The sequence below is a fragment of the Thermodesulfobacteriota bacterium genome (assembly GCA_040755095.1).
Classification (GTDB): Bacteria; Desulfobacterota; Desulfobulbia; order Desulfobulbales; family JBFMBH01; genus JBFMBH01.
Genome location: JBFMBH010000019.1, coordinates 19,138 through 42,144, shown reverse-complemented (window position 1 = coordinate 42,144; position 23,007 = coordinate 19,138). Strand labels below are relative to the sequence as shown.

18 protein-coding genes are annotated in these 23,007 nt (G+C 68.1%); 10 read left to right on the top strand and 8 right to left on the bottom strand.

The features are described 5' to 3' along the window. From AB1634_05125 to AB1634_05115, 3 genes are all read left to right on the top strand, one after another. The coding region (locus AB1634_05125; GenBank protein ID MEW6218904.1) for an RNA-directed DNA polymerase at nt 1–954 on the top strand (954 nt) is incomplete at its 5' end. A gap of 242 nt (nt 955–1,196) precedes the next feature. Next, nucleotides 1,197–2,171 (top strand): hypothetical protein, encoded by a 975-nt coding sequence (locus AB1634_05120; GenBank protein ID MEW6218903.1) that lies wholly within the window; start codon nt 1,197–1,199, stop codon nt 2,169–2,171. A 1,012-nt stretch (nt 2,172–3,183) separates the two neighbouring features. Beyond that, entirely contained in the window at nt 3,184–3,342 is a 159-nt protein-coding gene (locus AB1634_05115) for a VPLPA-CTERM sorting domain-containing protein (GenBank protein MEW6218902.1), read from the top strand. A gap of 190 nt (nt 3,343–3,532) precedes the next feature. Here the strand turns inward: AB1634_05115 and AB1634_05110 are convergent, their stop codons facing one another. The 5 genes from AB1634_05110 to pyk form a co-directional block, all read right to left on the bottom strand. Further along, entirely contained in the window at nt 3,533–4,201 is a 669-nt protein-coding gene (locus AB1634_05110; GenBank protein ID MEW6218901.1) for a response regulator, read from the bottom strand. Beyond that, on the bottom strand, nt 4,198–6,525 hold the full coding sequence (locus tag AB1634_05105) for a PAS domain-containing protein (GenBank protein MEW6218900.1): 2,328 nt from the start codon (nt 6,523–6,525) through the stop codon (nt 4,198–4,200). Before AB1634_05105 ends, AB1634_05110 begins: the two co-directional genes overlap by 4 nt. 31 nt (nt 6,526–6,556) lie before the next feature. Continuing rightward, nucleotides 6,557–7,780 carry an ATP-binding protein gene (locus AB1634_05100; protein MEW6218899.1) on the bottom strand — a complete coding sequence of 408 codons (1,224 nt, stop codon included), beginning with the start codon at nt 7,778–7,780 and terminating at the stop codon, nt 6,557–6,559. Nucleotides 7,781–7,883: 103 nt separating this feature from the next. After that, nucleotides 7,884–9,101 (bottom strand): MFS transporter, encoded by a 1,218-nt coding sequence (locus tag AB1634_05095; GenBank protein ID MEW6218898.1) that lies wholly within the window; start codon nt 9,099–9,101, stop codon nt 7,884–7,886. Nucleotide 9,102: 1 nt separating this feature from the next. After that, a complete protein-coding gene (gene pyk, locus AB1634_05090; GenBank protein ID MEW6218897.1) occupies nt 9,103–10,536 on the bottom strand; it encodes a pyruvate kinase in 1,434 nt (477 codons plus the stop codon). A 144-nt stretch (nt 10,537–10,680) separates the two neighbouring features. On the opposite strand from pyk, the gene AB1634_05085 reads away from it, so the two are divergent. Further along, entirely contained in the window at nt 10,681–11,838 is a 1,158-nt protein-coding gene (locus AB1634_05085) for an ATP-binding protein (GenBank protein MEW6218896.1), read from the top strand. A gap of 29 nt (nt 11,839–11,867) precedes the next feature. On the opposite strand, the gene AB1634_05080 is transcribed toward AB1634_05085, so the two are convergent. The 3 genes from AB1634_05080 to AB1634_05070 form a co-directional block, all read right to left on the bottom strand. After that, on the bottom strand, nt 11,868–12,707 hold the full coding sequence (locus tag AB1634_05080) for a hypothetical protein (protein ID MEW6218895.1): 840 nt from the start codon (nt 12,705–12,707) through the stop codon (nt 11,868–11,870). Between the two features lie 489 nt (nt 12,708–13,196). Next, nucleotides 13,197–13,460 (bottom strand): hypothetical protein, encoded by a 264-nt coding sequence (locus AB1634_05075; protein ID MEW6218894.1) that lies wholly within the window; start codon nt 13,458–13,460, stop codon nt 13,197–13,199. After that, nucleotides 13,424–13,699, bottom strand: coding sequence for a hypothetical protein (locus AB1634_05070; protein ID MEW6218893.1), 276 nt, complete (start codon nt 13,697–13,699; stop codon nt 13,424–13,426). Before AB1634_05070 ends, AB1634_05075 begins: the two co-directional genes overlap by 37 nt. Nucleotides 13,700–14,092: 393 nt before the next feature. Between AB1634_05070 and AB1634_05065 the strand changes: the two genes are divergently transcribed. The 6 genes from AB1634_05065 to AB1634_05040 all read left to right on the top strand — a co-directional run bounded on the left by AB1634_05065 (nt 14,093) and on the right by AB1634_05040 (nt 22,956). Next, on the top strand, nt 14,093–14,893 hold the full coding sequence (locus AB1634_05065; protein MEW6218892.1) for a hypothetical protein: 801 nt from the start codon (nt 14,093–14,095) through the stop codon (nt 14,891–14,893). 74 nt (nt 14,894–14,967) lie between these two features. Then, nucleotides 14,968–16,887 carry a CHAT domain-containing protein gene (locus AB1634_05060; GenBank protein MEW6218891.1) on the top strand — a complete coding sequence of 640 codons (1,920 nt, stop codon included), beginning with the start codon at nt 14,968–14,970 and terminating at the stop codon, nt 16,885–16,887. Beyond that, a complete protein-coding gene (locus AB1634_05055) occupies nt 16,815–17,048 on the top strand; it encodes a hypothetical protein (GenBank protein ID MEW6218890.1) in 234 nt (77 codons plus the stop codon). Before AB1634_05060 ends, AB1634_05055 begins: the two co-directional genes overlap by 73 nt. Before the next feature lie 257 nt (nt 17,049–17,305). Continuing rightward, nucleotides 17,306–18,649: an ATP-binding protein gene (locus AB1634_05050; protein ID MEW6218889.1), complete on the top strand. Its 1,344-nt coding sequence runs from the start codon at nt 17,306–17,308 to the stop codon at nt 18,647–18,649. Beyond that, nucleotides 18,646–19,809: a tetratricopeptide repeat protein gene (locus tag AB1634_05045; protein ID MEW6218888.1), complete on the top strand. Its 1,164-nt coding sequence runs from the start codon at nt 18,646–18,648 to the stop codon at nt 19,807–19,809. Before AB1634_05050 ends, AB1634_05045 begins: the two co-directional genes overlap by 4 nt. A 255-nt stretch (nt 19,810–20,064) precedes the next feature. Further along, a complete protein-coding gene (locus AB1634_05040; protein ID MEW6218887.1) occupies nt 20,065–22,956 on the top strand; it encodes a PAS domain S-box protein in 2,892 nt (963 codons plus the stop codon). Nucleotides 22,957–23,007 lie beyond the last annotated feature (51 nt).

Genomic DNA, 23,007 nt, shown 5'->3' with positions numbered 1-23,007 from the left:
CCCATCGGCAACCTGACCAGCCAGTTCTTCGCCAACGTCTACCTGAACCTTCTCGACCAGTTCGTGAAGCACTCCTTGCGCTGCCGCTTCTACCTGCGCTACTGCGACGACTTCGTCCTTCTGGCCGCCAGCCGCGACCAGCTTCTGGCCTGGCGGGCGGCCATCGCCTTGTTCCTCGCCTCCGCCCTGGCCCTGAACCTGAACCCCCGCCAGCGGCTGGCACCGGCCCATGGCGGCATCGACTTCGTGGGCTACATCGTCCGGGCCGACTACTCTCTCGTCCGGCGCCGGGTGGTGGGTAACCTGACCGCGCGGCTGCGCGCCGCCGAGCAGCACCTGGTCCGCATCCTCCCCGACGCCACCCGCTTCTCCTTCGACCTGCCCGCCCTCGACCGCCTGGCCGCGACCATCGCCTCCTTCCTGGGCCATGCCCGCCATGCCAACAGCCGTCGCCTGGTGGCCGCCCTCTGGGAGCGCCACGCCTTTCTTGGCCGCTTTTTTCTGCTGACCCCCGATCTTTATCGCCTCGTCCCCCGTTTCCGGCCACCGGCCGGCCTGGGGCGCGTGGCCAGCCAGTACCGCTTCTTTCGCTGGCGGTTCCCGGAGACGGTGGTTTTCCTCCAGGTCGGCGCCTTTGTCGAGTTCTATTCGGCCCGGGACGAGGCGCTTTCGTCCTGCCTGGGCCTGTCCCCCCTGGCCGCCAACCGCCGGGGCGCCCGCTACGGCTTCCCCCTCGCCCAGTTTCCCCGCCGTCGGGCTGCGGTGCTGGCCTTCGGCCGCCCCGTCCTCTTCGTGGCCGAGGCCGTCCCCTGGCACGCCGGACCGGAGCGCGGGGTGGGCACCGCCCCCGCCAACGCCCTCCAGTCCGGCATCGCCCCGCCGGTGGCGGTAGCGCATCCCGCCATCAAGCCCCGCCTGCCGCTCTGGCTGGACGAGCCCCGGCTGGCCGCCTGACGCCTGGCCCGCTGGCCCAGCGGCTCGACACCCGCCCGGTGTTTTGGTAGGGTAGGTAACCATCGGCTACAGGGGTACCGAGAACCGGAGGCGACCATGCCCCCACACCAGCCCTCCCCCGCCGGGGGGCCCCAGCGGGGGGAGGCCGGGAGGGGGGCAGCAGCCGCCAGCGGTGGCAATCCAACTGCCCATCCGCCGGCCGAGCGGCGACCGCCATTCCTTCCTTCGTGTGCGAGGAGCCCATGCCTTCATCCGCTGATTACGATACGCCGTGGAAGGAGATCCTGACCCGATACTTTCCGGAATTCATGGCCTTCTTCTTCCCCGTGGCCCATGGCGGCATCGACTGGTCCCGGGGCCATGTCTTCCTGGACAAGGAGCTGCGGCAGGTGACCCGGGACGCCAAGCTTGGCCGGCGGCTGGCGGACAAGCTGGCCCAGGTGTGGCGCCGAGACGGCGGCGAGGCCTGGGTGCTGGTGCATCCGGAGATCCAGGGCCAGCCCCAGGAGGTCTTTGCCAAGCGGATGTATGTGTACAACTACCGGATCTTCGACCGTTATGATCGCCGGGTGATGAGCTGCGCGGTGTTGACGGATGACCGGGCCGACTGGCGCCCGGACCGGTACGGATACGAGCTGTGGGGCTGCGAGCTGGGCTTCCGCTTCCCGGTGGCGAAGGTGTTGGACTACGCGGACCGCTGGGAGGCCCTGGAGCAGGACCGCAATCCTTTCGCGGTGGTGGTGATGGCGCATCTGAAGGCCCGGGAGACGCGGGATGCAGCGATCGAACGGGCGCGGTGGAAGTTCGATCTGGTGCGTCGGCTCTACGACCGGGGGTATGCTCGGCAGCAGGTGATCGATCTTTTTCGTTTCATCGACTGGCTGATGCAACTGCCGGAGGAGCTGGAGCAGGGATTTTTTCAGCAGCTGGTGGCGTTCGAGGAGGAAACGACCATGCCGTATGTATCCAGTGTGGAGCGGATCGGAAGGAAGAAGGGTCTTGAGCAGGGGTTGGCCCAGGGTCTTGAGCAGGGTCTTTCCCAAGGTCTTTCCCAAGGTCTTTCCCAGGGTCGTCGTGAGACCCAGCTGGCGGTGGCGTCCAGGCTGCTGGGGATATTGGACGACGAGGCGATTGCCACCAGCACCGGGTTGTCGGTGGAGGAGGTGCGGAAGCTGCGCGCTGAAGGCTTGTCGGAGTCGGGGGGAGGCGGATCATAACAAGAAGGGGCCGGCGTGGCGGATCGGCCTGCAGAAGGGGTTGGCCCAGGGGCATGAGCAGGACGGCCGTATCGTCCGCCGCCTCGGCCTGCCAACGAAAGAGGTCCGGCAGCAGCGGGTGAGCGGCCTGCCGGCTGCGGGGGCAGTGATTCGTCGCAGGATGCTCGGCAGCGGCGTGGGACCGAGAGGGGCTGCCCCCAGCGCCGGACTCCGGCAGCGGCAGCCCCGCTGGCCCGGGGGATGCGTCCGGCAGGGCGGAAAGTCCTTCGGATTTCCGGACGGTTCGTCTGGAAAGAACCACAAACGGCTGCAGGCTGCGGCCGTCGCCTCTTCGCTTCTCGTGGATATTGCACGCTTTTCCGGGTGATCATGGCCTGGGTCTGGCCGTGGCTTGATTTGTGCATTCGCCTCGTCATGACTGCTGGCGTGAATCAACACTTTCCCGGAAGAAAGGAGGTCCAGCCCATGAAGAAGACGACGATCTGCTTGGCCGCTACGGCGGTGCTGGCCATGCTGAGTGCTCCTCTGGCCGCCGGCGCCGCGACCTTCGATCTCGGTGCCGACTGGAGCGACGCTGCCAACCCCAACGGTCCCTGGGCTTACCGCCAGGGGGATACCCTCTTGCCCAACATCCCGGATTTCCTGCCGGGCCAGCCTGCCTGGACCTGGGTGCAGTGGCCGGGGTTCGGCCACACGCCGATCCTGATGCAGGCGGCCGGCGATCACGCCGCTGGGCTGGACGTGCTGGCCGGGGACGTGACGGTGCACGGCACCGACCCGCACAACACCCTGGGGAACGGCGCGGCCAACATCACCTGGACCAGCCCCCTCACCGGCACAGCGGCCATTTCCGGTCAGGTGTGGATGGCGGGCGGCCTGGGCCGGAGCAACCACTGGCAGGTCTCCCTGAACGGCGCAGTCCTGGCCAGCGGCGACGTCTGGGACGGCGATCCCTGGAGCCGGGACAACCCGTTTGACTGGGGCACCCTCACTCAGGCGGTGCAGGCCGGGGATGTCATCGCCTTTACCACCTGGGGCAACGGCACCCCCCCATTTCGTGGGGATCGATCTGGCCATCGAGGCCCAGCCGGTGCCAGTGCCGGCCTCCCTGCTGCTCGTAGGCTCCGGCCTCCTGGGGCTGGCGGGCCTCCGCCATCGCCGCCGCTCCTGAGGCGGCGGTCCCCAGACCTTGGCGGGCGGCCGGAGAGCAGGCAAGCGGTCGCCCCGCCGTACCCCCCGCGCGTACTCCCTCAAGAAACAACGGCCACCAGAGCGGACTCCCGGCGTTTCACCCAGTTGGGTGTGCCCGGCACATGGCAACTCCTTCCTCGGCGCTTTGCCCAAGCGGTCCCTGGTCGGGGCTACCTGGCGGAGCTGTTGAAGACCTCCGGGTAGAGCTTGGCGGCGCAGTCCGGACAGATGCCGTGGGAGAAGAGCAGGCCGGAGTGCTGGCTCAGGTAGGCCTCCACCTGGGTCCAGTAGCCCTGATCGTCCCGAATCTTCTTGCAGGAGCAGCAGATGGGCAGGATGCCCTGCAGGGTCTTGATCTCGGCCAGGGCTTGCCGCAGCTCGGTGATGAGGTGCTGCTGCGCCCGGTCCCGCTCCTCGATCGCGCGGCGGAGGCGGATGGTCTCCGAGCAGCGCATGATGAGGGAAAGGAGCCGCTTCGAGTCCACCGGCTTCGGGATATAGCCGTCGACTCCCAGCTCGATGGCGGTCAACAGGAGATCGACCTCACTGAACGCCGAGGTGACGATGGCCCGCATGGTGGGCTCCAGGCGCTTCATCTGGGCGATCATCGCCAGGCCATCCATTCGGGGCATGCGGATGTCGGAGACGACAATGTCCGGCCGCATTTCCTGGAAGGCCTCCAGACCCTCCCTGCCGTCGGCCGCCAGGTGGACCTCCCGGACCCGGCGCCGCAGGAGGGCAGCGAGCCGTTCCCGGGTAATGGCCTCGTCCTCCACATAGAGCACCGAGACGTCCGCCAGTCCATGGTCTGTCCGATCCACAGCGGTCTTGTCATTCATGACTGCGGCCCCCCAAGCGCCACTTGCAGCTCCGCCCCATCCCCGGTGTTCCGAACCGACAGACTGCCGCCCATGTTCTTTTCGATGATCATCTTGGCCATGTAGAGGCCGATGCCGGTGCCCTGGCCCGGCTCCTTGGTGGAGAAATAGGGCTCGAAGACCCGGTCCAGGAGAAGGTCCGGGATGCCACCGCCGTTGTCGGCCACCCGGATGACAACCCGGCTGTCCTCCCGGGCGAAGCTCACCTGCACCCGGCCGTGCTCCGGCTGGCCGCAGGCGGCGCGGCGGGCAAGAATGGCATCCTGGGCGTTGCCCAGCAGGCTTAAGAATACCTGCTTGAGCTCGTTCTCGAAGCCGTACAGGTGCATGGCCGGGCACTCCTCCACCTCCTCCCCGGGGCCGAAGCTTGTCTGGTGCACGAGACAGGTGAGCGACCACAGGATATCGTGGCTGGCCAGCTGCGGGGAGAGCAGCTCCAGCACCCGCACGACCGCCTTCTTGGCGTCGAAGAGGGTCCTGGCCTTGTCCGGCTGGAAGAAGTTGCGGAAGTCGTCGATGGTCCGGGACATGAAGCAGATCTGGGCCATGGCCTGGGTGGTGGCCCGCCGGAGATAGGCCCCGTCCAGCAAGCCGGCCGAAAAGGCGTCTTGCACGTCCTGGACGATCACCGCCACCGCGTTCAGGGGCTGGCGCCACTGGTGGGCGATGGCGCCCAGCATCTCGCCCATGGCCGCCAGCTTGGACTGCTGGACCAGGAGCCGCTCCTTGTCGAGACGGGCCCGGGTCTCCTCCTCCACCCGGGCCTCCAGGGTGCGGTTCAGCTCCCGCAACTGTTCTTCGGCCCGGCGGCGGCGGGTGATGTCGATGGTGAAGCCGGCCAGCAGGGTCGAGCCGTCCGGCCGGACAATGGGGAACTTGATGGTGGTGTAATGCCGGCCGCCGAAGTCTTCGTCCAGCTCCAGCACCTGGCCGCTGGCCACCACCGCGAAGTCATCCGCCGTGATCTTCCGGGCAAAGTCCAGGGGGAAGAGCTCTTCCATGGTCTTGCCGATCATTTCCCGCGCGGACACGCCCAGCATGTCCCGGTAGTTGTCGCTCACCGCCAGGGAGCGACTGACGCCGTTCTCCAGGCGCTTGATGAAGGTGTATACCGGTGTGTGGCGCATGAAGAGGGCAAACATCTGCTGGCTTTCCCGGAGCGCCTCCTCGGCCGCCCGGCGAGCGGTGATGTCTCGGGCCGCGGCATAGAGTCGGCCGCCGGCCGCCGGCGTGGCGTTCCACTCCAGCCAGCGCCACGAGCCATCCCGGTGGCGGTAGCGGTTGGTGAAGGCCCGGGTAGGCTCGCCGGCCAGATGCCGCTCCATCTCGGCCAGGTCGTCCGGGTGGATGCGGGCCGCAAGCGGCGTGGCCAGAAGCTCTTCCAGGGGATAGCCCAGGGTGGTGGTCCAGGCCGGGTTGAGCTTCTGGAACGAGCCGTCCGGGGCGGCGACGCACAACAGGTCCGGGATGACGGCAAAATACCGCTCCAGCTCATCCTTGGCCTGGCGCAGCTCTTCTTCGGTCTGGCGGCGCGCTGCGGCTTCCTCGTCCAGCACCGCCCGGGCCGCCTCCAGCTGGGCCGCCATGTGGTTGAAGGCCCCAGCCATCTCCCCGAATTCGTCCGCGGCGGCCAGCGGCACCCGGTAGGCAAGCTCGCCCTGCCCCAACCGGACCGCCCCCCGGTGCAGCTCGGCAAGCGGCCGGGTCATGCCGCGGTACAGAACGCCCAGTACCACCATGAGGCCTAGCGCCATGACGGTCAGGGTCAGGAGCCCCTGGCGGCTCAGCGCTTCCTGCACCGTCATGAACCGCAGGTGGCTTCTGTCCTTGAGGTCCTGGGCGTCGGCAAGCATGGATTGGAGCTGGCCGGTGAGCTGTTCGGCCCGTCGAGCCCGCCTTTCCCGGGTGGCGGCGTCCTCCGCCGGCCCCGCGGCCTGACTGCCGGCCAGGGAGTCGAAGAGCCCGCCCAGGGCCAGATGCTTGTGGCTGAGCTGGCCGGCCAAGGCGGCAATCTCCGGCTCGTCCCGGTCGATCGCCAGAATGAGGCAGGCCATGGCGGCATGCTGCTCCTGCCACTGGCGGAGGGTCTGCGCCTCGTCGCCGTGTCCCAGGCTGTTGCTGAGGATGGCGAGATCGAGCACCGCCCGGAAGACCTGATCGATGGCGTGCAGGCTGGCGGTAGCGGCGCTCAGCCGCAGATGGATGGCATAGTAGACGCCGCCGGCGGTCAAGGGGATGAGGGCGCTCAGGAGCACCCCCAGGAGGATCTTGTGACGGATCCGCATCGTGCCTCCGGGCCGGGTCCGGCCGTTCTCGTTACAGGTAGCCGACCGGGACGGCATCGACTTCACGGGAAAGCGGCACATCGGTTTCCCGCAGGCAGATCACAGCGCCGTGGCCGATCTCCCTTTTCAGTCGGGCCAGCACCGAAAAATGCCTGGAGGCGCTCGCAGCCGGGCTGGCGCTTTTCTTGAGCTCCACCGGATAGAGGGTATCGCCCTCCTCCAGCAGCAGATCAACTTCCTTCTGGTCGAGATCCCGATAGTAGTACAAGTAGGCCGACTTGCCGTTGTGCCAATAGCTTTTCAGGATTTCCGCCAGCAGATAGGTTTCAAAAATCGCCCCGGACATCGCCCCGGCTTCCAGGGCCTCCGGCGACGGCCAGCGGGTGAGGTAGCTGCAAAGGCCGGTGTCCAGGAAGTAGAGCTTCGGGGTCTTGACCAGCCGTTTCGTCAGATTGCTGTGGTAGGGCGGCAACAGATACACGAGCCCGGAGGTCTCGAGGGCCGCAAGCCATGATTTTGCTGTTTTGTGATCAATGTCCACATCGCGGGCGAGATCGGAATAGTTGAGCAATTGCCCGGTTCTTGCGGCCACGGCCCGCAGAAAACGAGCGAAAGCCGTGCTGTCGCCAAGATTGATGGCTTCGCGGACATCGCGCTGGATATAGGTTTGCACGTAAGAGTTGTAAAAGAGATCCCTGGACATATCGCGGTCAAGGACCATCCTGGGATAGGAGCCAAGCCAGATATCCTGGTACACCGCCAGAACGTTTTTGGAGCTACCGGCCCGGGCCCGGGCCCGCTGCAACCACTCGGCAGTGGGTCGGAAAGGCTCCTGCTCCTCGGCTCGCCCCTCTCTCTCAGCTTGCGAAAATCCGAGCAGATCAATGATCGCGACCCGACCGGCCAAGCTTTCGCTGATCCCCTTCATCAGATGAAACTTCTGCGAGCCGGTCAACCAGAACATGCCGGTCTGCCCGCCCCTGTCTACCGCCATTTTGATGCCGCCGAACAGCTGGGGGGCGTACTGAATCTCATCAATGATCAGTGGCGGTGGGTGGGCCTGCAAGAAAAGAGCAGGGTCGTTGCGGGCCAGTTCCCTTTGCTCCAGATCGTCGAGGGTGACATAACCTCTCTCCTGCTCAGCGCAGGCGGCAAGCAGGGTGGTTTTGCCGACTTGGCGGGGGCCGGTCAGAAGCAGGACCGGGAAACTCTTCGATACGTGCCGGATGGTTTTGCCGAGGGTACGCTCGATCATCGGGGCTCCTCGTTTATTTGGGAATTCATTCCAACTATAAACGAAAACAGACGGATGAGGGCAAAATTTTTCCCCATCGCCAAGCGGCGCTCCACGGCAGCGGTCATGGCCGCTCCTCCGGGGGCCGCAGGGCCCGGCATGCCCGGAAGAGGGCGAGGTCGTAGACGATCTTCAAGCCGCCGGCCAGAAAGAACGGCACGCCCACAAGGGCCGGCTGCGCCAGCAGGAGACCGGCCAGCAGCGGCGACGCGGCGGCGCCCACCGAGCGGGCGATGGTGGTCACCCCCGAGGCGGCAGCCCGCTCGTCCGGCTCCACCACCGCCATGGTGTAGGACTGGCGGGTGGGGACATCCATCTGGCAGATGGCAAAGCGGGCCAGGAGCAGGGCCACCGTCAGCTCCAGGCTGGGCATGAGCGGCACGGCGAGGAGCATGACGTTGGAGGGCAGGTGGGTGAAGACCATGGTGTTGAGGAGTCCGAAGCGCCTGGCCAGGCCTGCCGCCAGCAGGGCCGACGCGGCGGCCAGCAGGTTGGCGCCGAAGAGGATGCTGCCCAGGGGGCCGGCGGCGACACCGAAGCGCAGGTGCAGCCAGTAGGCCAGCATGCTCTGGACGATGAAGCCGCCGGCAAAGGCGTCCAGGGCAAACAGGGCGGACAGGCGCAGCACCGTGCCCCGGGAGCGGTGCAGGCCCAGGGTGCGGCGGCCCGCGGTCGCGGCTGGTGCCACCTCCACCGCCGGCGACAGGCGGGTGAAGAGGATGAACAGGCCCAGGCCGGCCAGGCAATAGCCGGCCAGGACCACCCGGAAGGAGGCCACCTCCGGCAGGCCACCCGCCTGGAGGGCCTGGGCCAGCCAGCCGCCAGCCAGGGCCCCGGCGGCGGTGGCCAGGGAGCCGGCCAGGTTGTACCAGGCAAAAACGCCGGTGCGCCGGCGATCCGGCACCAGCCCGGAGAGCGCCGCTTGCTCCAGGGACAGGAAGGGGCCGATCTCGTAGCCGGTGGGGCTGATGACGCCAATGATGGCGGCCAGACCCAGGAGGATGGGGCTGGTGGTGGCCAGAAAGGCCGCACCCGCCAAGGCCATCAGGGCGGCGCCGAAAAGGAGCATCCGCCGCCGGCCGAAGCGGTCGGCCCGGGTGGTGATGAGAAGCGAGATCACGGCATCGCCGGCCAGGGTCAGGGAGAAGAGCAGGCCGATCCCGGCCTCGGCCAAGCCGATCGCCGCCAGATACAGGGCCAGCACCACGGACAGGAAGCCGTAGGCGAAGAGGCGCAGGATGCGGGTGGCGAAGAGAAGGATGACGTCCCGGTCCTGCCGCATCTCAGACCAGCTCCCCCACCCGCACGATCTTCAAGGCATTGGTGCTGCCCCGGACGCCGATGAGATCCCCCTTGGTGATGGCCACCAGGTCCCCGGGCTCGATGAGCCCCCGGACCTCCAGGGCCGTCACCGCCTGGCGGTTGAGCTCGGTCTGGTCGGTGGTATCGGAGACAAAGGGCACCGACTCCACCCCCCGGTAGAGGGTGACCCGGCGCTGGGTCTGGGGATGGGGCGTGAGGGCGTAGATGGGGATCGAGGCATTGACCCGGGACATCCACAAGGCTGTGGAGCCGCTCTCGGTGAGGGCGAGGATGGCCTTGACCGGCAGGTGGTTGGCGGCGAACATCGCCGCCTTGGCGATGGCCTCGTCGATGCGGCTGAAGGTCTGATCCTGAGGCTCCGGGCAGGCGAGGCGGTCGGCCTGGCGCTCGGTCTGGTGGCAGATCCGGTTCATGGCCGCCACCGCCCGGTCCGGGAAGCGGCCGGTGGCGGTCTCGGCAGAGAGCATCACCGCGTCGGTGCCCTCCAGGACCGCGTTGGCGACGTCGAACACCTCGGCCCGGGTGGGGATGGGGCTGTCCATCATGGAGTGCATCATCTGGGTGGCGGTGATCACCACCCGGTTCCGTTCCCGGGCCAGGCGGATGAGCCGCTTTTGCACCGGCGGCAGGGCGGCGTCGCCGATCTCCACCCCCAGATCCCCGCGGGCGATCATGATGGCGTCGCTGGCGTCGATGATCGCCTCCACCCCCCGCAAGGCCTCGGCCCGCTCGATCTTGGCGACCAGGCCCCCGAAGCCGCCGGCGGCCACGAAGTGGTGACGGGCCGCCACCACGTCCGCCGCCTCCCGGACAAAGGACACCGCGAGATAATCGACGCCGATCTCGGCGGCCAGCCGGATATCGGCCCGGTCCTTGTCCGTAAGGCCTGCCGCAGCCAGGCCCCCGCCCAGCCGGTTCAGCCCCTTGCGGCTGCCCAGCTCGCCGCCGGACAGCACCCGGCAATGGATGGCGCTGCCCGCCACCTTCTCCACCCGCAGGCTGATAAGGCCGTCATCCAGGAGCAGGGTATCCCCGGGCCCCACATCGTTGGCCAGGGCCGGATAGGTGGTGCCCACCCGCTCCCCGGTGCCCGCCTCGGGATCGAGCCCGGTGTCGATGACAAAGGCCGCCCCGTCCGCCAGCTGCACCCGGCCGGCGGCAAAGCCGCCGATGCGGATCTTGGGCCCTTGCAGATCCCCCAGCACGCCGACGCTGCGGCCCGCCGCCTCGGCCCGCTCCCGGAGCAGGTCCACCCGCTGCCGCTGCTGCTCTGCGGCCTCGTGGGAGAAGTTCAGACGGACCACATCCACCCCGGCCTCGATGATCTTGTCCAGCATGGCCGGGCTGTCGGTGGCCGGCCCCAGGGTGGCGACGATCTTGGTGCGGCTGAGCATGCTTCTTCCCCTTTCTGACGTTCCTGGCCCGATCCTACCACTGCCGGCGACATGCCGCCGCGTCGGACAACGTCAGTCCAACCATGGACTGGTATGTTTTGTTATTGGGATTGACAATCTGTTCTCGCCGGGTAGCATGGCGCCATGATCCCGCGCGATATCGCTCCCAAGGTTCTCCAGTACAGCCGCCAGTACCCGGTGGTCACCATCACCGGCCCCCGCCAGTCGGGAAAGACCACGCTGTGCAGAATGCTCTTCCCCGACAAGGCCTACGTCTCCCTGGAGAACATCGAGGAGAGGCGGTTTGCCGAGACGGATCCCAACGGCTTCCTCGCTCGCTTCCCCGCCGGAGCGGTCCTCGATGAGATCCAGCGGGCACCGGACCTGTTGTCGTTCATCCAGGGCATCGTCGACGAGCGCCAAACGCCCGGCATGTTCGTGGTCACCGGCAGCCACAACTTCGCCCTCCTGGCCTCGGTCAGTCAGTCCCTGGCCGGCCGCACCGCGCTGGCCACCCTGCTGCCCTTCTCCCTGGCGGAGATCCGGAAGGTCCGGGGGCTGTCCCTCCTGGACGACGTCCTTCTTACCGGTGGCTTTCCCCGCATCTATGATCAGGAGCTGCCGCCCGGCGAGGCCATGGCCTTCTACGTCGCCACCTATGTGGAGCGGGATCTCAGAATGCTGGTCAATATCAAGGAGCTGTCCCGTTTCGAGGCCTTCCTCAAGCTGGCGGCCGGCCGGACCGGCCAGGTGGTGAATCTATCCTCCCTGGGCAACGATTGCGGCGTCAACCACAACACGATCAAAAATTGGCTCTCCATCCTGGAGGCGAGCTACCTGGTCAAGCTGGTGCCTCCCTATTACCGGAACTTCAACAAGCGGCTCATCAAGGCGCCGAAGCTGTATTTCCTGGATACCGGACTTGCCGCCTTTCTCCTGGGCATTCAGGATACCCGGCAGCTCGGCAGCCACCCCTTGCGTGGCTTGCTCTTCGAGTCCCTGGTGGTCGCGGAGATGCTCAAGAAGCGGTTCAACGCCGGCCAGCCCGACAACCTCTACTTCTTCCGGGACAGCAAGGGCAACGAGGTCGATCTGGTCCTGGACCACGGCCAGGAGATCGATCTCATCGAGGTCAAGGGTGCTCAGACCGTGGCCAGCGACCTCTTCAAGGGGCTTCGCTTTCTGGAAGGCCTGAGTGGTCGGGCCAGGCGGTCCTGTCTGGTATACGGCGGCAGTGGCCATCGGGTGCAGGAAGGGGTAGAGGTCGTCGGCTGGCAGGCCTTGGCCGATTTCGAAGCCTGAGGCCGGGCGACCGCGCCACGGTTGTGCCATCAGGCCCCGGACCGGCCAGGAACGACCACCCCCGCCGGCCAGATCCAGACCCCCACCTGGTTGGCCAGGGCCCGGTCCGCCTCCCACTCCGGGATCGGCGCCAGGTCCCAGCGCCAGGTCCGCAGGGCCGGCCCCGCCAGGTCGCCGTCCAGCACGGTTTCCCGGGAGATCTCCCGGCCCTGGTGGTCCAGAACAAGGTGCGCCTGGTCGGCAATGAGGCAGCGGGTACCGGGCAGGCCTTGCAGCCAGCGGACATGGCGCCTGGCCGCCGCCCGGCGCAAGGCCAGGGAGAAGCCCGGCCCCCGCCGTCCGCCCCGGGCCAGCCAGGTGGACGGCACACTCCCCAGCTGGGAGGCCAGGCTCACCGAGACCACCAGATCCTCGTCCCCCAGACCGGGAAGGGCGGGCGGCTGGGCGGCCGCAAAAAGGTCGATGGCTGTCTGGTCCGGGATCGTTGGCCCCGCCTGCCACAGATCGGCGAGGGCCCCGGAGAGGTCCAGGGCCAGCCAGGCGAGGTTGGGCGCCAGGCGACGCAGCCGGCGGCGGTGCCACGGCTGGATCACCAGATCCACCAGCACCAGCTGCCGGCAGCGGCCGGCCAGCTCGGCCACCGGCAGATCGTGCCCGCCACCGGCGCCCAGGAGAAACGCCGTCCCGGACCCGGGGCACAGGGCCGCCGCCTCCAGAACAGCCGCCCGGCTGGCCGCCAGGTGCGACTGCCAGGCCGCCCGGTTGCGATCCAGCCGGCTGTCGATGGCGATCTGCTCGCCCACAAACCCCATGGCCCGCAGGTGGCGGGGACACGGGGTGAGAAGGCTCAGCAGCCATTCCCGCAGCATGGCATTCCCCGCATCCCTCCGCTCCCCCCGGTCATCGGGGTCGGTATCGGATCTGGTCCTGGATCATGACCAGGAGATCCGACCTCATCAAGGTGAAAGCGGCCCAGACGGTGGCCAGGGATCTCTTCAAGGGGGGGCGCTTCCGGGAAGCTCTGAGTGGAGGGGGCCGGCGATCCTGTCCGGTGTGCGGCGGCACTGGCCAACGGGCGCAGGAGGGGGGCAGTCGCGGTGGCGCAACCGTCTCATGCCTCCCGCTGTTTTCGCCTCAGCCGCTGTCCGCGGCTGGGCTGGCCTGGGCCTGGCTCCGTCCCGGTACCCCTCGATGGTGGCCACATACCCGCCGACGACCTTGTGGGCCTCGGCCGGGGTGCTCTCGTCGATGGTGAGACCGAGGGAGATCTCCTTGCGGCGTCGGGTGAGGTTGTTGAGGCGGCAGGGCACCGGCACCTGGCCGGTGCCCACGGCATCGATCTTCTCCGATGCCGCACATCACGAGCTCGCGCCCCCCCCAGGACGTGATCCGACGTCGCGCCGCCGCCGCACCTCCTCGACGGGGAGGCCGGTGCGGGCCGAGATGGCCGTGTCGTCGAGAAGATCCAGAAGATTGGACGCCACCGCCAACAGCGCCTCCCGGCGGCCTTCCTGGCGGCCCCGCTCCAGGCCTCGTTCGAGGCCCTGCTCAAGACCTTTGGCCAGGCCCTGTTCAAGACCACGCTTCATCCCGATCCGTTCGACACTGCTGACATAGGGCATGGTCGTCTCCTCCAGGTCTCCTCGCCGTCCTGGCGCCAGACCTTGGCCAGCTTGTCCGCCAGCCGCAGGCCTTGCTGCGCGTCTCGGGTCACCTGCCGCAGCTCCTTGTCCAGGAAGACATGGCGGCGGGACCAGTCGATATTGGCCGCGGCCTCGGGGAAGAAGAAGGCCATGAATTCCGGGAAGTACCGGGTCAGGATCTCCTTCCAGGGGGTGTCGAAGTCGTCTTGGCCCGCCATGAATGGGGTCGGTCTCCGTGGGGAGGAAGTGCAACTGGCCTTGGCGGCGTGTTGAGGGGCTGCCACGGTGCCTCACCGTACCAAAATGGCGGGCTGGTGTCGAGGAGTGGTGCTGCACGGGAAGGGGGGCCGGCGCACCGGAGGTCATTCCAGCCACCATGCCCGCCCTGTCTCCGTCCGGCCACGGTTTCGTCGGTCATCCCTCCTCGCACCTCTCCCCTTGATGACCGGGCAATAGCTGTTGTTCCGACTGCCAGACGCTGGTCTTGACGGACTCCTCGCCAGCATAGTATGGGATAAGCCGCAAAGACGGCCGGCAGCTCAGCGGGATTACCGCCGTGGCGAGGCCGCTTCTTCTCCGGTCACCTGCCATCAGGATCAGGAGGTCCCGTCATGTCTGTTGCCCGCTACATCGAATCCCTGACCATCGCCTGCGAAGCCCTGCCCGGTCGCCTGGCAGAACGGCCCCTGACCTTCCGTGCCGTCACCCGGGGCGAGCCAGGGCCGCCACCGCCGCCGCTTCCAGCCGCGGCCCTGCCAGAAGACCTCCAGGCAGCGGTGGATGCCGGCACCCTCCTCTCCTTTGTGGACGGCCTTTCTCCCCAGGAGCGGGACGATGTCCTCTTCTCGGTACAGCTCGCCCACCGGGGCGCCAGTGGCGCCTTCAACCGCTTCACCAACACCGAGGCCTGGTACAACAAGTATATGGATATCCTCAACCGGCTGGGCTGGGCAGCCGAGCAGCTGGCCTTTGTCCGGCACGACCAGAGCCAGGGCGAGATCCGCATGGACCAGGCAGCCCTGGCGGTCATCACCGCCATTGCCACCCAGAACCAGCTGGCGGTGCTGAACGCCGCGGTGAAGGCCCTGGAGGAGCTGGCCGAGGAGGACAGCACCATCCGGCTCTTCGATTTCCAAACCGCGGCCAGCGCCAGCGCCAATTTCCAGATCGGCGCCGTGCAGAAGGCGGACAACGGCGCCCTGGGGATGGCCATGGGCGCCTTCCATGTCCAGGGACTCGATACCCGGCGCCGCTTTCTGTTCTTCTCCTGGGGCGCCCAGAAGATCCAGTTCTGGACCGCGGCTCAGAAGATGACCCTGAACACCACCTTCTATGCCCAGCACCGGCACTTGGTGATCAAGGCCCTGGGCGCCGGCGTGGCCGACTACATCGGCGGCCTGACCCTGGCCTGAGCGCCGCCTGCCAGAGAGAAGGGCGCCGATCGCCGCCCATTGGGGCGTCTGCTCCCCGGCAGCTGGCCATCCAGGTGGATGACCCGGCCGAGCCCCTGGCCCACGCCATGCTCGATGCGCCCTGGGAGCTTCTTGCCAACAGGGACGGCTTTCTGGCCGACGACGCCGTGCAGATCTTCGAGGTGGCCCGCCGGATCGACCGGCCCCGGGAGGCCATCGCCCCCCGCCACCGGGATCTGCAGCTCCTGTTCATGGCCGCAGCGCCCCGGGGCGCCAGTGCCCTTGATTTCGAGGCCGAGGAGGCGGCGATCCTGGCCGCCACCGAGCGCCTGCCCCTGCACCTGGCGGTGGAGGAGAGCGGGATGGCCAGGCTTCTGAAGGAGCGCCTGGCCCAGGACGGCCCCTTCGAGGCCTTGCACCTGTCCTGTCACGGGGATGTCCATCCCCGGCTCGGCCATGTGCTGGCCCTGGAGGATGAGGCCGGCGACCTGGCGCCGGCCACTGCCGCCGAGGTGGTGGATCTCCTGGGCGATCTGAAGAGGACGCCCCTGGTGTTCCTCTCCGCCTGCCGCACCGCCGAGGAGGCGCAGGCCGCTGGCGACGGCAGGCGCCGCGCCGAGCCCCTGGTCCGGGAGATGGTGCGGGCCGGTGCCGCCAATGTGCTGGGCTGGGATGGCTCGGTCTACGGCAGCGATGCCACCGCCTTTGCCGAGCATTTCTACCACGAGCTGGCTGCCTACGCCCCGGTGCCCCGGGCTGCGGCCCAGGCCCGGCTGGCTTTGCGCCAGGCCCGGCAGCAGGATCCCCGCCAGGGCCAGCACTGGCATCTGGCCCGGCTCTATCTCGGTCCCCAAGGGGGCGGCGCCCTGGCCGGCCAGGGCTTGCCCGGCCGTACTCCGCCGTCGGCCGGCCATGAGGAGCAGTTCCTGGACAGCATGCGCCACGAGGTGCCGGTGGCCAAGCGCTGGGAGTTCGTCGGCCGCCGGCGCCAGGCCCAGGACATTCTCCGGGCCTTCCGGGACGGTGCTGCCGGCGCCCTCATCCATGGCATGGGCAATCTGGGCAAATCGAGCCTGGCGGCCCGCATCCCCAGCCGGCTCACCAGCCATGCCCCCGTGGTGGTGTTCCGGGCCTACGATGGCCTCACCATCTTCGACCGGCTGCTGGAGGCCGTGCCGGCCCGGGAGCGGGCCGGGATCCGGAAGACCTGGCGCCAGGCGCTGGTGGACGATGCCGCGGTCCTGGCTGACGCCCTGGAGGATCTTCTCACCGGCCCCTTGCAGGAGCACCCGGTGCTCCTCATCATCGACGACCTGGAGCAGATCCTGGAGACGCCCCGGCAGTCCGACCAGCCGAGCCTGGTGCGGGCGCGATTCCGGCCCACTCTCGCCGCCGTGCTCCGGGCCTTTGCCAAGACCAGATCCCGGAGCCGCTCTCACCTCCTGGTCACCAGCCGCTACCGCTTCACCCTGACTGACGGCCGGGGGAACGACTTGGCTGCGGGCCTGGTGCCCATCCCCTTGCAGCCCATGCCCGAGGGCGAACGGGAGAAGCAGCTCCGGGCCGCCGTGCGGGCTGAGAAGAAGGAAGCCGAGAAGAAGAAAAAGGAGATTGTCAAACCGGCGGAGGACCTCATCCGCCGGGCCCTGGCCGCGGCCGAGGGCAACCCCGGCCTGCAGGCCGTGCTCGTCACCCCGCCGCCGCCCTGTTCCAGGCTGCGGGCGCCGAGAGGGACGCGGCCATCGCCCGGGGGAGAGAGGCCGACATCCTCCACGCCCGCGACCAGCTCGATGAAGCCCTGGCCTTGCACGCGGCGCGTTTGCCGGTGGCGGAACAACTGGGCGACATCGACCAAATCGCCCATATCAAGTACGCCACAGCCCTGCTGCGCCTGCAGCGGGGGGACCACGAGGCCGGTGGCATGCAGCAGATCTGTGAGGATCTCTTCCAGGCCTTCGCGATCAGCCAAAAGCTCGGCCGGCCTGACTACATAGGCGCCATCGGTCAACTCCTGGCCGAGGTCTTTGCCGCGGCCGGCCACAAGGACGAGGCCTTGGCGGTTCTGCGGAAGGCAGGGTTGGCTTATGCCAAGATTGGCAATGCCGGCGGGCTTGCCAACGTGCGCCAGCTCCAGGAGGCCATCAGCAAGGCCTGACCGCTGCCGCCCCTGCCCAGAGCGGTTCGGCCGCCAGACTGGCCCCCGTTTCCCTCCCCCTGCTGTCGTTTCTTTCGACTGTCGCCTGCAGGCGCCGTTGGCCGGAAGGGGTGCCACTTCTGATCCCTCCGGCCCAAGCTTGACGCCTACTCTCCCGAAAGGTATACGAAGGGACAAGACGGATCCGGCCGATCCAGACTCTTGCCGTCCCCGCGTCCTCCGTTCCTCCCAACCCCCACCCGGAATTCTTGCCTCCGATGCCATCGCCCACACCAGCCCGCACCCTCACCGCCGCCTACCAGCAGCTCCGCTTCGACCAGGCCCTGGCCAGCGACGACCCGCGCTTCGTGGATACCAGCGCCGCTCGCGGCGACTTCAACCGGCAGAAGATGATCCGCGCCCTCATGGCGTGGCGAGGGGAGGGGGCAGGGCAGGGGGGAAGCTACTTTCTCTACACCGGCCACGTCGGCTGCGGCAAGAGCACAGAGCTGCGGCGGCTGGCCAGGGAGCTGCACCGGCCGGATGGCTTTTCGGTCATCATGCTGGACACCCTGCAGCGGCTGGACCCCCACAACCTGTCCTACCCCGACGTCCTCTTCGCCCTGGCCGCCGAGCTTCTGGCGGTCCTGGAGCGGGACGGCTGGCAGGTGGATCCCATCTTCCTCCACAACCTGGAGACCTGGTTCGCTGAGCGGGTGGAGAAGCACGACCAGACCCGGGAACTGGCGGCGGAGATCCGGACCGGAGCCGAGGGCCGCACCGGCATCCCGTTTCTGGGTCACGTTTTCGCCCGGCTCACCACCTCTTTCAAGGTCAATTCCACGTACAAGCAGGAGCTGCGCACCGTGGTGAAGAACAGCTTCGCCGACTTCGCCCGGGCCTTCAACCAGCTGATCGTGGCCGCGGACAGCGCCATCGGCCAGATCGATTCCGGCCGCCGGGTGCTCTTCATCGTCGACGGCACCGACCGTCTCTCCCGGGAGGATGGCAAGGCCTTCTTCATCGAGGATATCCACCAGCTGCAGTTGATCGATTCCGTCTTTGTGTACTGCGCGCCCATCTCGCTGGTGTTCGACCAGCGCTCTTTTCTGCCCAACATCTATACCGACCTCTTCCACCTGCCCATGATCAAGCTGAGCGAGAAGACGGATCTTGCCGACGCCCAGCCGAGCCCGGCGGGCTACGAGGCCATGCGCCGGCTGATCCTGGCCCGGGTGGAGCGGGCGCTCTTCGACGACGACGCCACCCTCGACTACCTGATCCGCTACTCTGGCGGCAACCCCCGCCACCTGCTGCGCCTTCTGAGCTACTCGTACACCGAGGCAGAGGGCGAGCGGTTTGACCGGCGGGCCGCCGAGAAGGCGGTGCAGCGTTATGCCACCGACTACCGCTACCAGCTGGCGGCCGAGGATTTTGCCCTCCTGCAACGCGTCGACAGCCTCGATGATCCCTCCCGCCTGTCGGCGCAGGAGCGGGAGCGGGTGGGGGCGCTGCTCTACTACGGCGCCTTGCTGGAGTACAACAGCTTCTGGTGGCGCTCCCATCCCCTGGTCCGCACCCTGCCCGCCTACCTGCACGCCCAGGGCAGCGGCACGCCGTGAACGCGCCGGACAAGGCCGTCGGCGCGGCGCCCGCCTGGTCGCCGGAGCCGGGACATGCCGGCGACCTCATCCGCCTGAAACGGCTCCTGGAAGGATCGGCTGGCCGCTTCGCCCTCATCTTTGCCGCCTACAACCGGCCCGCCTACCGGGACAACCTTATCGCCAGCCTTTCCCCTGCCCAGCCGTCGAGCGGCACCGCCGTGGTGCTCGACGCCAACACCCTGACCAATCTCACCGGGCTGGAGGGCTGGCTCCAGCACCACGGCGAGGAGACCTCGCCCCTGCACCTCGTCGGCCTGGACCAGTGGCTGGCCCACGATGAGCGCCGGCCCCAGGGCTTGGAGCGTATCCAGGGCTTCAACCGCCACCGGGACTTCCTCGCCAGCCTCTGCCAGCGGCCCCTGGTCCTGTGGCTGCTGGAGCACCAGATCCGGGATTTTGCCCGCCACGCCCCGGATGCCTGGGAATGGCGGGCCGGCGTGCTGGACTTCAAGGTGCAGATGCCGGTGACGCCGCTGGCCATGCCCCAACGCCTGGATCTGGTTGTCGCCGACCGGGAGCAGCGACAGGCGCGACTTTCCGAGCTGCGGGCGTTTCTGGCCAGCCACGACGGCCAGCTCAGTGACCGGGATCGCGCAGCTCTCTGGGACGAGACCGGCGACCTCGCTGAACAGCTCGGGGAGTGGAAGGAGGCGCAGACAGCCTTTGAGCAAGCGCAGGCGGCTTGTGAGCGACTCGATGATCGCCGAGGTGCAGCCCGGGTTCACAGCAAGATGGCTCGCATCCACTGGCAACGTGGGGAGCCGGAGAAGGCGCTTGCCGAACTCCAGACTGCTGACGGGGTATTTGATGCCCTTGGCGATGTGCGAGGAAGGGCATTCACGCAAGGTCAACTCGCCGACATTCTTGAGGTTCGCGGCCAGCTCGATGAAGCCCTTCGCATCCGTACGGAAGAAGAGCTGCCCGTCTATGAGCGTCTGGGAGACGTGCGATCTATGGCCATAACCCAGGGCAAAATCGCCGACATCCTCCAGGCCCGCGGTCAGCTCGACGAAGCCCTGGCGGTTCTCCACCAGGCGGCGGCCGCCTTCGCCAAGCTCGGCAACACTGCCAGGCTTGCCCACGTGCGCCAGCTCCAGGAGGCCATCAGCAAGGCCTGACCGCGGCCGCCCCCGCCCCGGGCGGTTCGGCCGCCAGGCTGGCCCCCGTTTCCCTCCCCCTGCCGTCGTTTCGCTGCCCCCTCCTCCGCTCAGGCCAGCCCGGTGTCTTGACGACAGCCATGGCCGCTGTGGTATACCTTCAAGATGGTGTGGCTGCTGCCGGCCGCGGGATGGCCGCGGGTTGCCGGCGGCGCCGGGACGCCAGGATACAAGGGGCTTGTGCACCGGGCAGGCGTGGTGCTGGGGGGATAGGGGATGGCCTTGGAGGGAACGGACACACGACAGCCGGCCGCAGCCGGGCGGGATGCCCGGCAGACCATGGAAGAGCTGCGGGCGACGCTCTACAGCATCGGCGATGGAGTCATCGCCACGGATGCTTTGGGCCGGATCACCGGCATGAACCCGGTGGCCAGCGAGCTGACCGGCTGGCCGGAGGCCGACGCCCTGGGCCGGCCGGTTAAGGAGATCCTGCAGCTCGTGCACGAGACCACTGGCGCCGCGGTGGAGCCGCCGGTGGCCGAGGTGCTGCAGCACGGACAGGTGAAGAACCTGGCCAACCATACCCTGCTGGTGGCCCGGGACGGCAGCCAGCGGCCCATTGCCGACAGCGGCGCCCCGATCCGGGACCTGGAGGGCCGGGTGGGCGGTGTGGTGCTGGTCTTCCGGGACCAGACCGCGGCGCGGCAGAGCCGGCTGGCCTTGCAGGAGAGTGAAGAGCGCTACCGGACCGTGGCGGACTTCACCTTTGCCTGGGAATACTGGCTGGCCCCGGATGGCGCCGTTCTCTACATGTCGCCGTCCTGTCACCGGATCACCGGCTATCATCCGGAAGAGCTGGCAGCCTCCCCGGACCTGCTGGCCACCATGGTGGTGCCCGAGGACCGGCCGCTCTTGGCGGACCATCAGGCCCGGGTCCGGGAGCACGATGGCCCGGGCCGGCACGAGCTGCGCTTCCGCATCCGGCGCCGGGACGGGGAGCTGCGCTGGATCGGCCATGTCTGCCAGCAGATCCGGCGGGCGGACGGGACCCTTCTGGGCCTGCGCGCCAGCAACCGCGACATCAGCGACGAGGTGCAGGCCGAGGAGGAGCGGCAGGCCCACATCCGTTTTCTCGAAAGCCTGGAGCGGATTGACCAGGCGATCCGCCGGGAGACGAATGTCGAGGCGATGCTGTGGAGCGTCATCCGGGCGGTGTTTGAGATCTTTGCCAGCGACCGGGCCTGGCTGCTCTACCCGTGCGACCCGGAGGCGCCATCCTTCCGGGTACCGGTGGAGGTCTGCCGGCCGGAGTATCCCGGCGCCGAGATCCTCAATCTGGAGGTGCCCATCGGCCCGGGACAGGCGGCGGAGATGCGGCAGGCCCTGGCCTCGCCGGTGCCGATCCTCAATACCAACGGCACCGACCGGCCGGTGTCCCGGGAGAGCGCCAGCCAGTTCGGGGTGCAGGCCCAGATGTACGCGGCCATCTATCCCAAGTTGGGGCGGCCCTGGATCTTCGGCCTGCACCAGTGCTCCCACCCCCGGCTGTGGACCGCCGAGGAGCAGCGTCTCTTCCAGGAGATCGGCCGGCGGCTCGCCGATGGCCTGTCCAGCGTCCTGTTCCTGCAGGAGGTGCAGGAGAGCGAGGAGCGGTTCCGGGCCTTTTTCGAGCAGGCCGCGGTGGGCATGGGGCACCTGGCACCGGATGGCCGCTGGCTGCGGGTGAACGGCAAGCTCTGCGACATTGTCGGCTATGGCAAAGAGGATCTGCAGCGGCTGACCCTCCAGGACCTGCTCCCTGACGACGATCCGGCGGCAGGCCAGACGACAGCCCCGGGGCCGGGGGCAGGCGAGCCCGTCGGACCGCACCAGGAGCGGCGTTTCCGGCGCCGGGACGGCACGCTCATCTGGGTCAACCTGACCCTCTCCCTGGTCCGGCAGGCCTCTGGCGAGCCCGCGTATTCCCTGGCTGTGGTGGAGGACATCAGTGCCCGGAAGGAGGCGGAAGCGGAGCGGCTCCGGCTGCAGGAGCAGCTGGTGCAGGCCCAGAAGCTGGAGTCGGTGGGGCGGCTGGCCGGTGGGGTGGCCCACGACTACAACAATATGCTGTCCGTGATCATCGGCTCCACCGAGATGGCCCTGGCCGACCTGCCGCCGGGCAGCCCGCTCCACGACCATCTGACCCACGCTCTGGCAGCGGCCCGGCGCTCCGCCGACATCACCCGCCAGCTCCTGGCCTTTGCCCGGCGCCAGACCATCGTCCCCCGGGTGCTCTGCCTCAATGAGGCGGTGGCGCGCATGCTCACCATGCTCCGGCGGCTGATCGGCGAGGACATTGAGCTCGTCTGGCGGCCCAGGGCGGGCCTGCCGCCGGTGAAGATGGATCCCTCCCAGCTCGATCAGATCCTGGCCAACCTGTGCGTCAATGCCCGGGATGCCATCACCGATGGCGGCCGGATCTTCATCGAGACCGATACGCTCGTCTGCGACGAAGCCGACTGCGCCGAGCATGCCGGGTGCTCGCCCGGCCCCTATGTGCTCCTGGCGGTGAGCGACGACGGCTGCGGCATGGACAAGGGTACCGTGGCCCAGATCTTCGAGCCGTTCTTCACGACCAAGGACGTCGGCAAGGGCACCGGTCTGGGGCTGGCCACGGTCTACGGCATCGTCCAGCAGAACCGTGGCTTCATCACGGTGTCCAGCGCGCCGCTGCAGGGGACCACCTTTCGCATCTTCCTGCCGTGCCATGACGAGGGGCCGAGCCGGCCCGCCGCGGTCCGGCCGGACCGGCAGCAGGCACGCGGCTCCGAGACCATCCTGGTGGTGGAGGACGAGCCGATCCTCCTGGACATGGTCCGGCGGATGCTCACCCTCTTGGGCTACCGGGTGCTGGCGGCAGCCACCCCGGGCGAGGCCATCCGTCTGGCCGAGGAAGAGGTCGGGGCCATCCGGCTCCTCCTGGCCGACGTGGTCATGCCGGAGATGAACGGCCGCGAGCTGGCGGTTCGGCTGCAGGCCCTTTGTCCGGGCCTCAAGTCGCTCTTCATGTCCGGCTACACGGCCAACGTCATCGCCCAGCAGGGCGTCCTGGACGAGGGCATCTGCTTTTTGCCGAAGCCGTTCTCCATGGAGGATCTCGGGGCCAAGATCCAGGAGGTTCTGGGCTGACCGGGCCGCCTTATCCCCCCTGGCCCCTTCTTGTCGTCTCTGGTCGTGGAA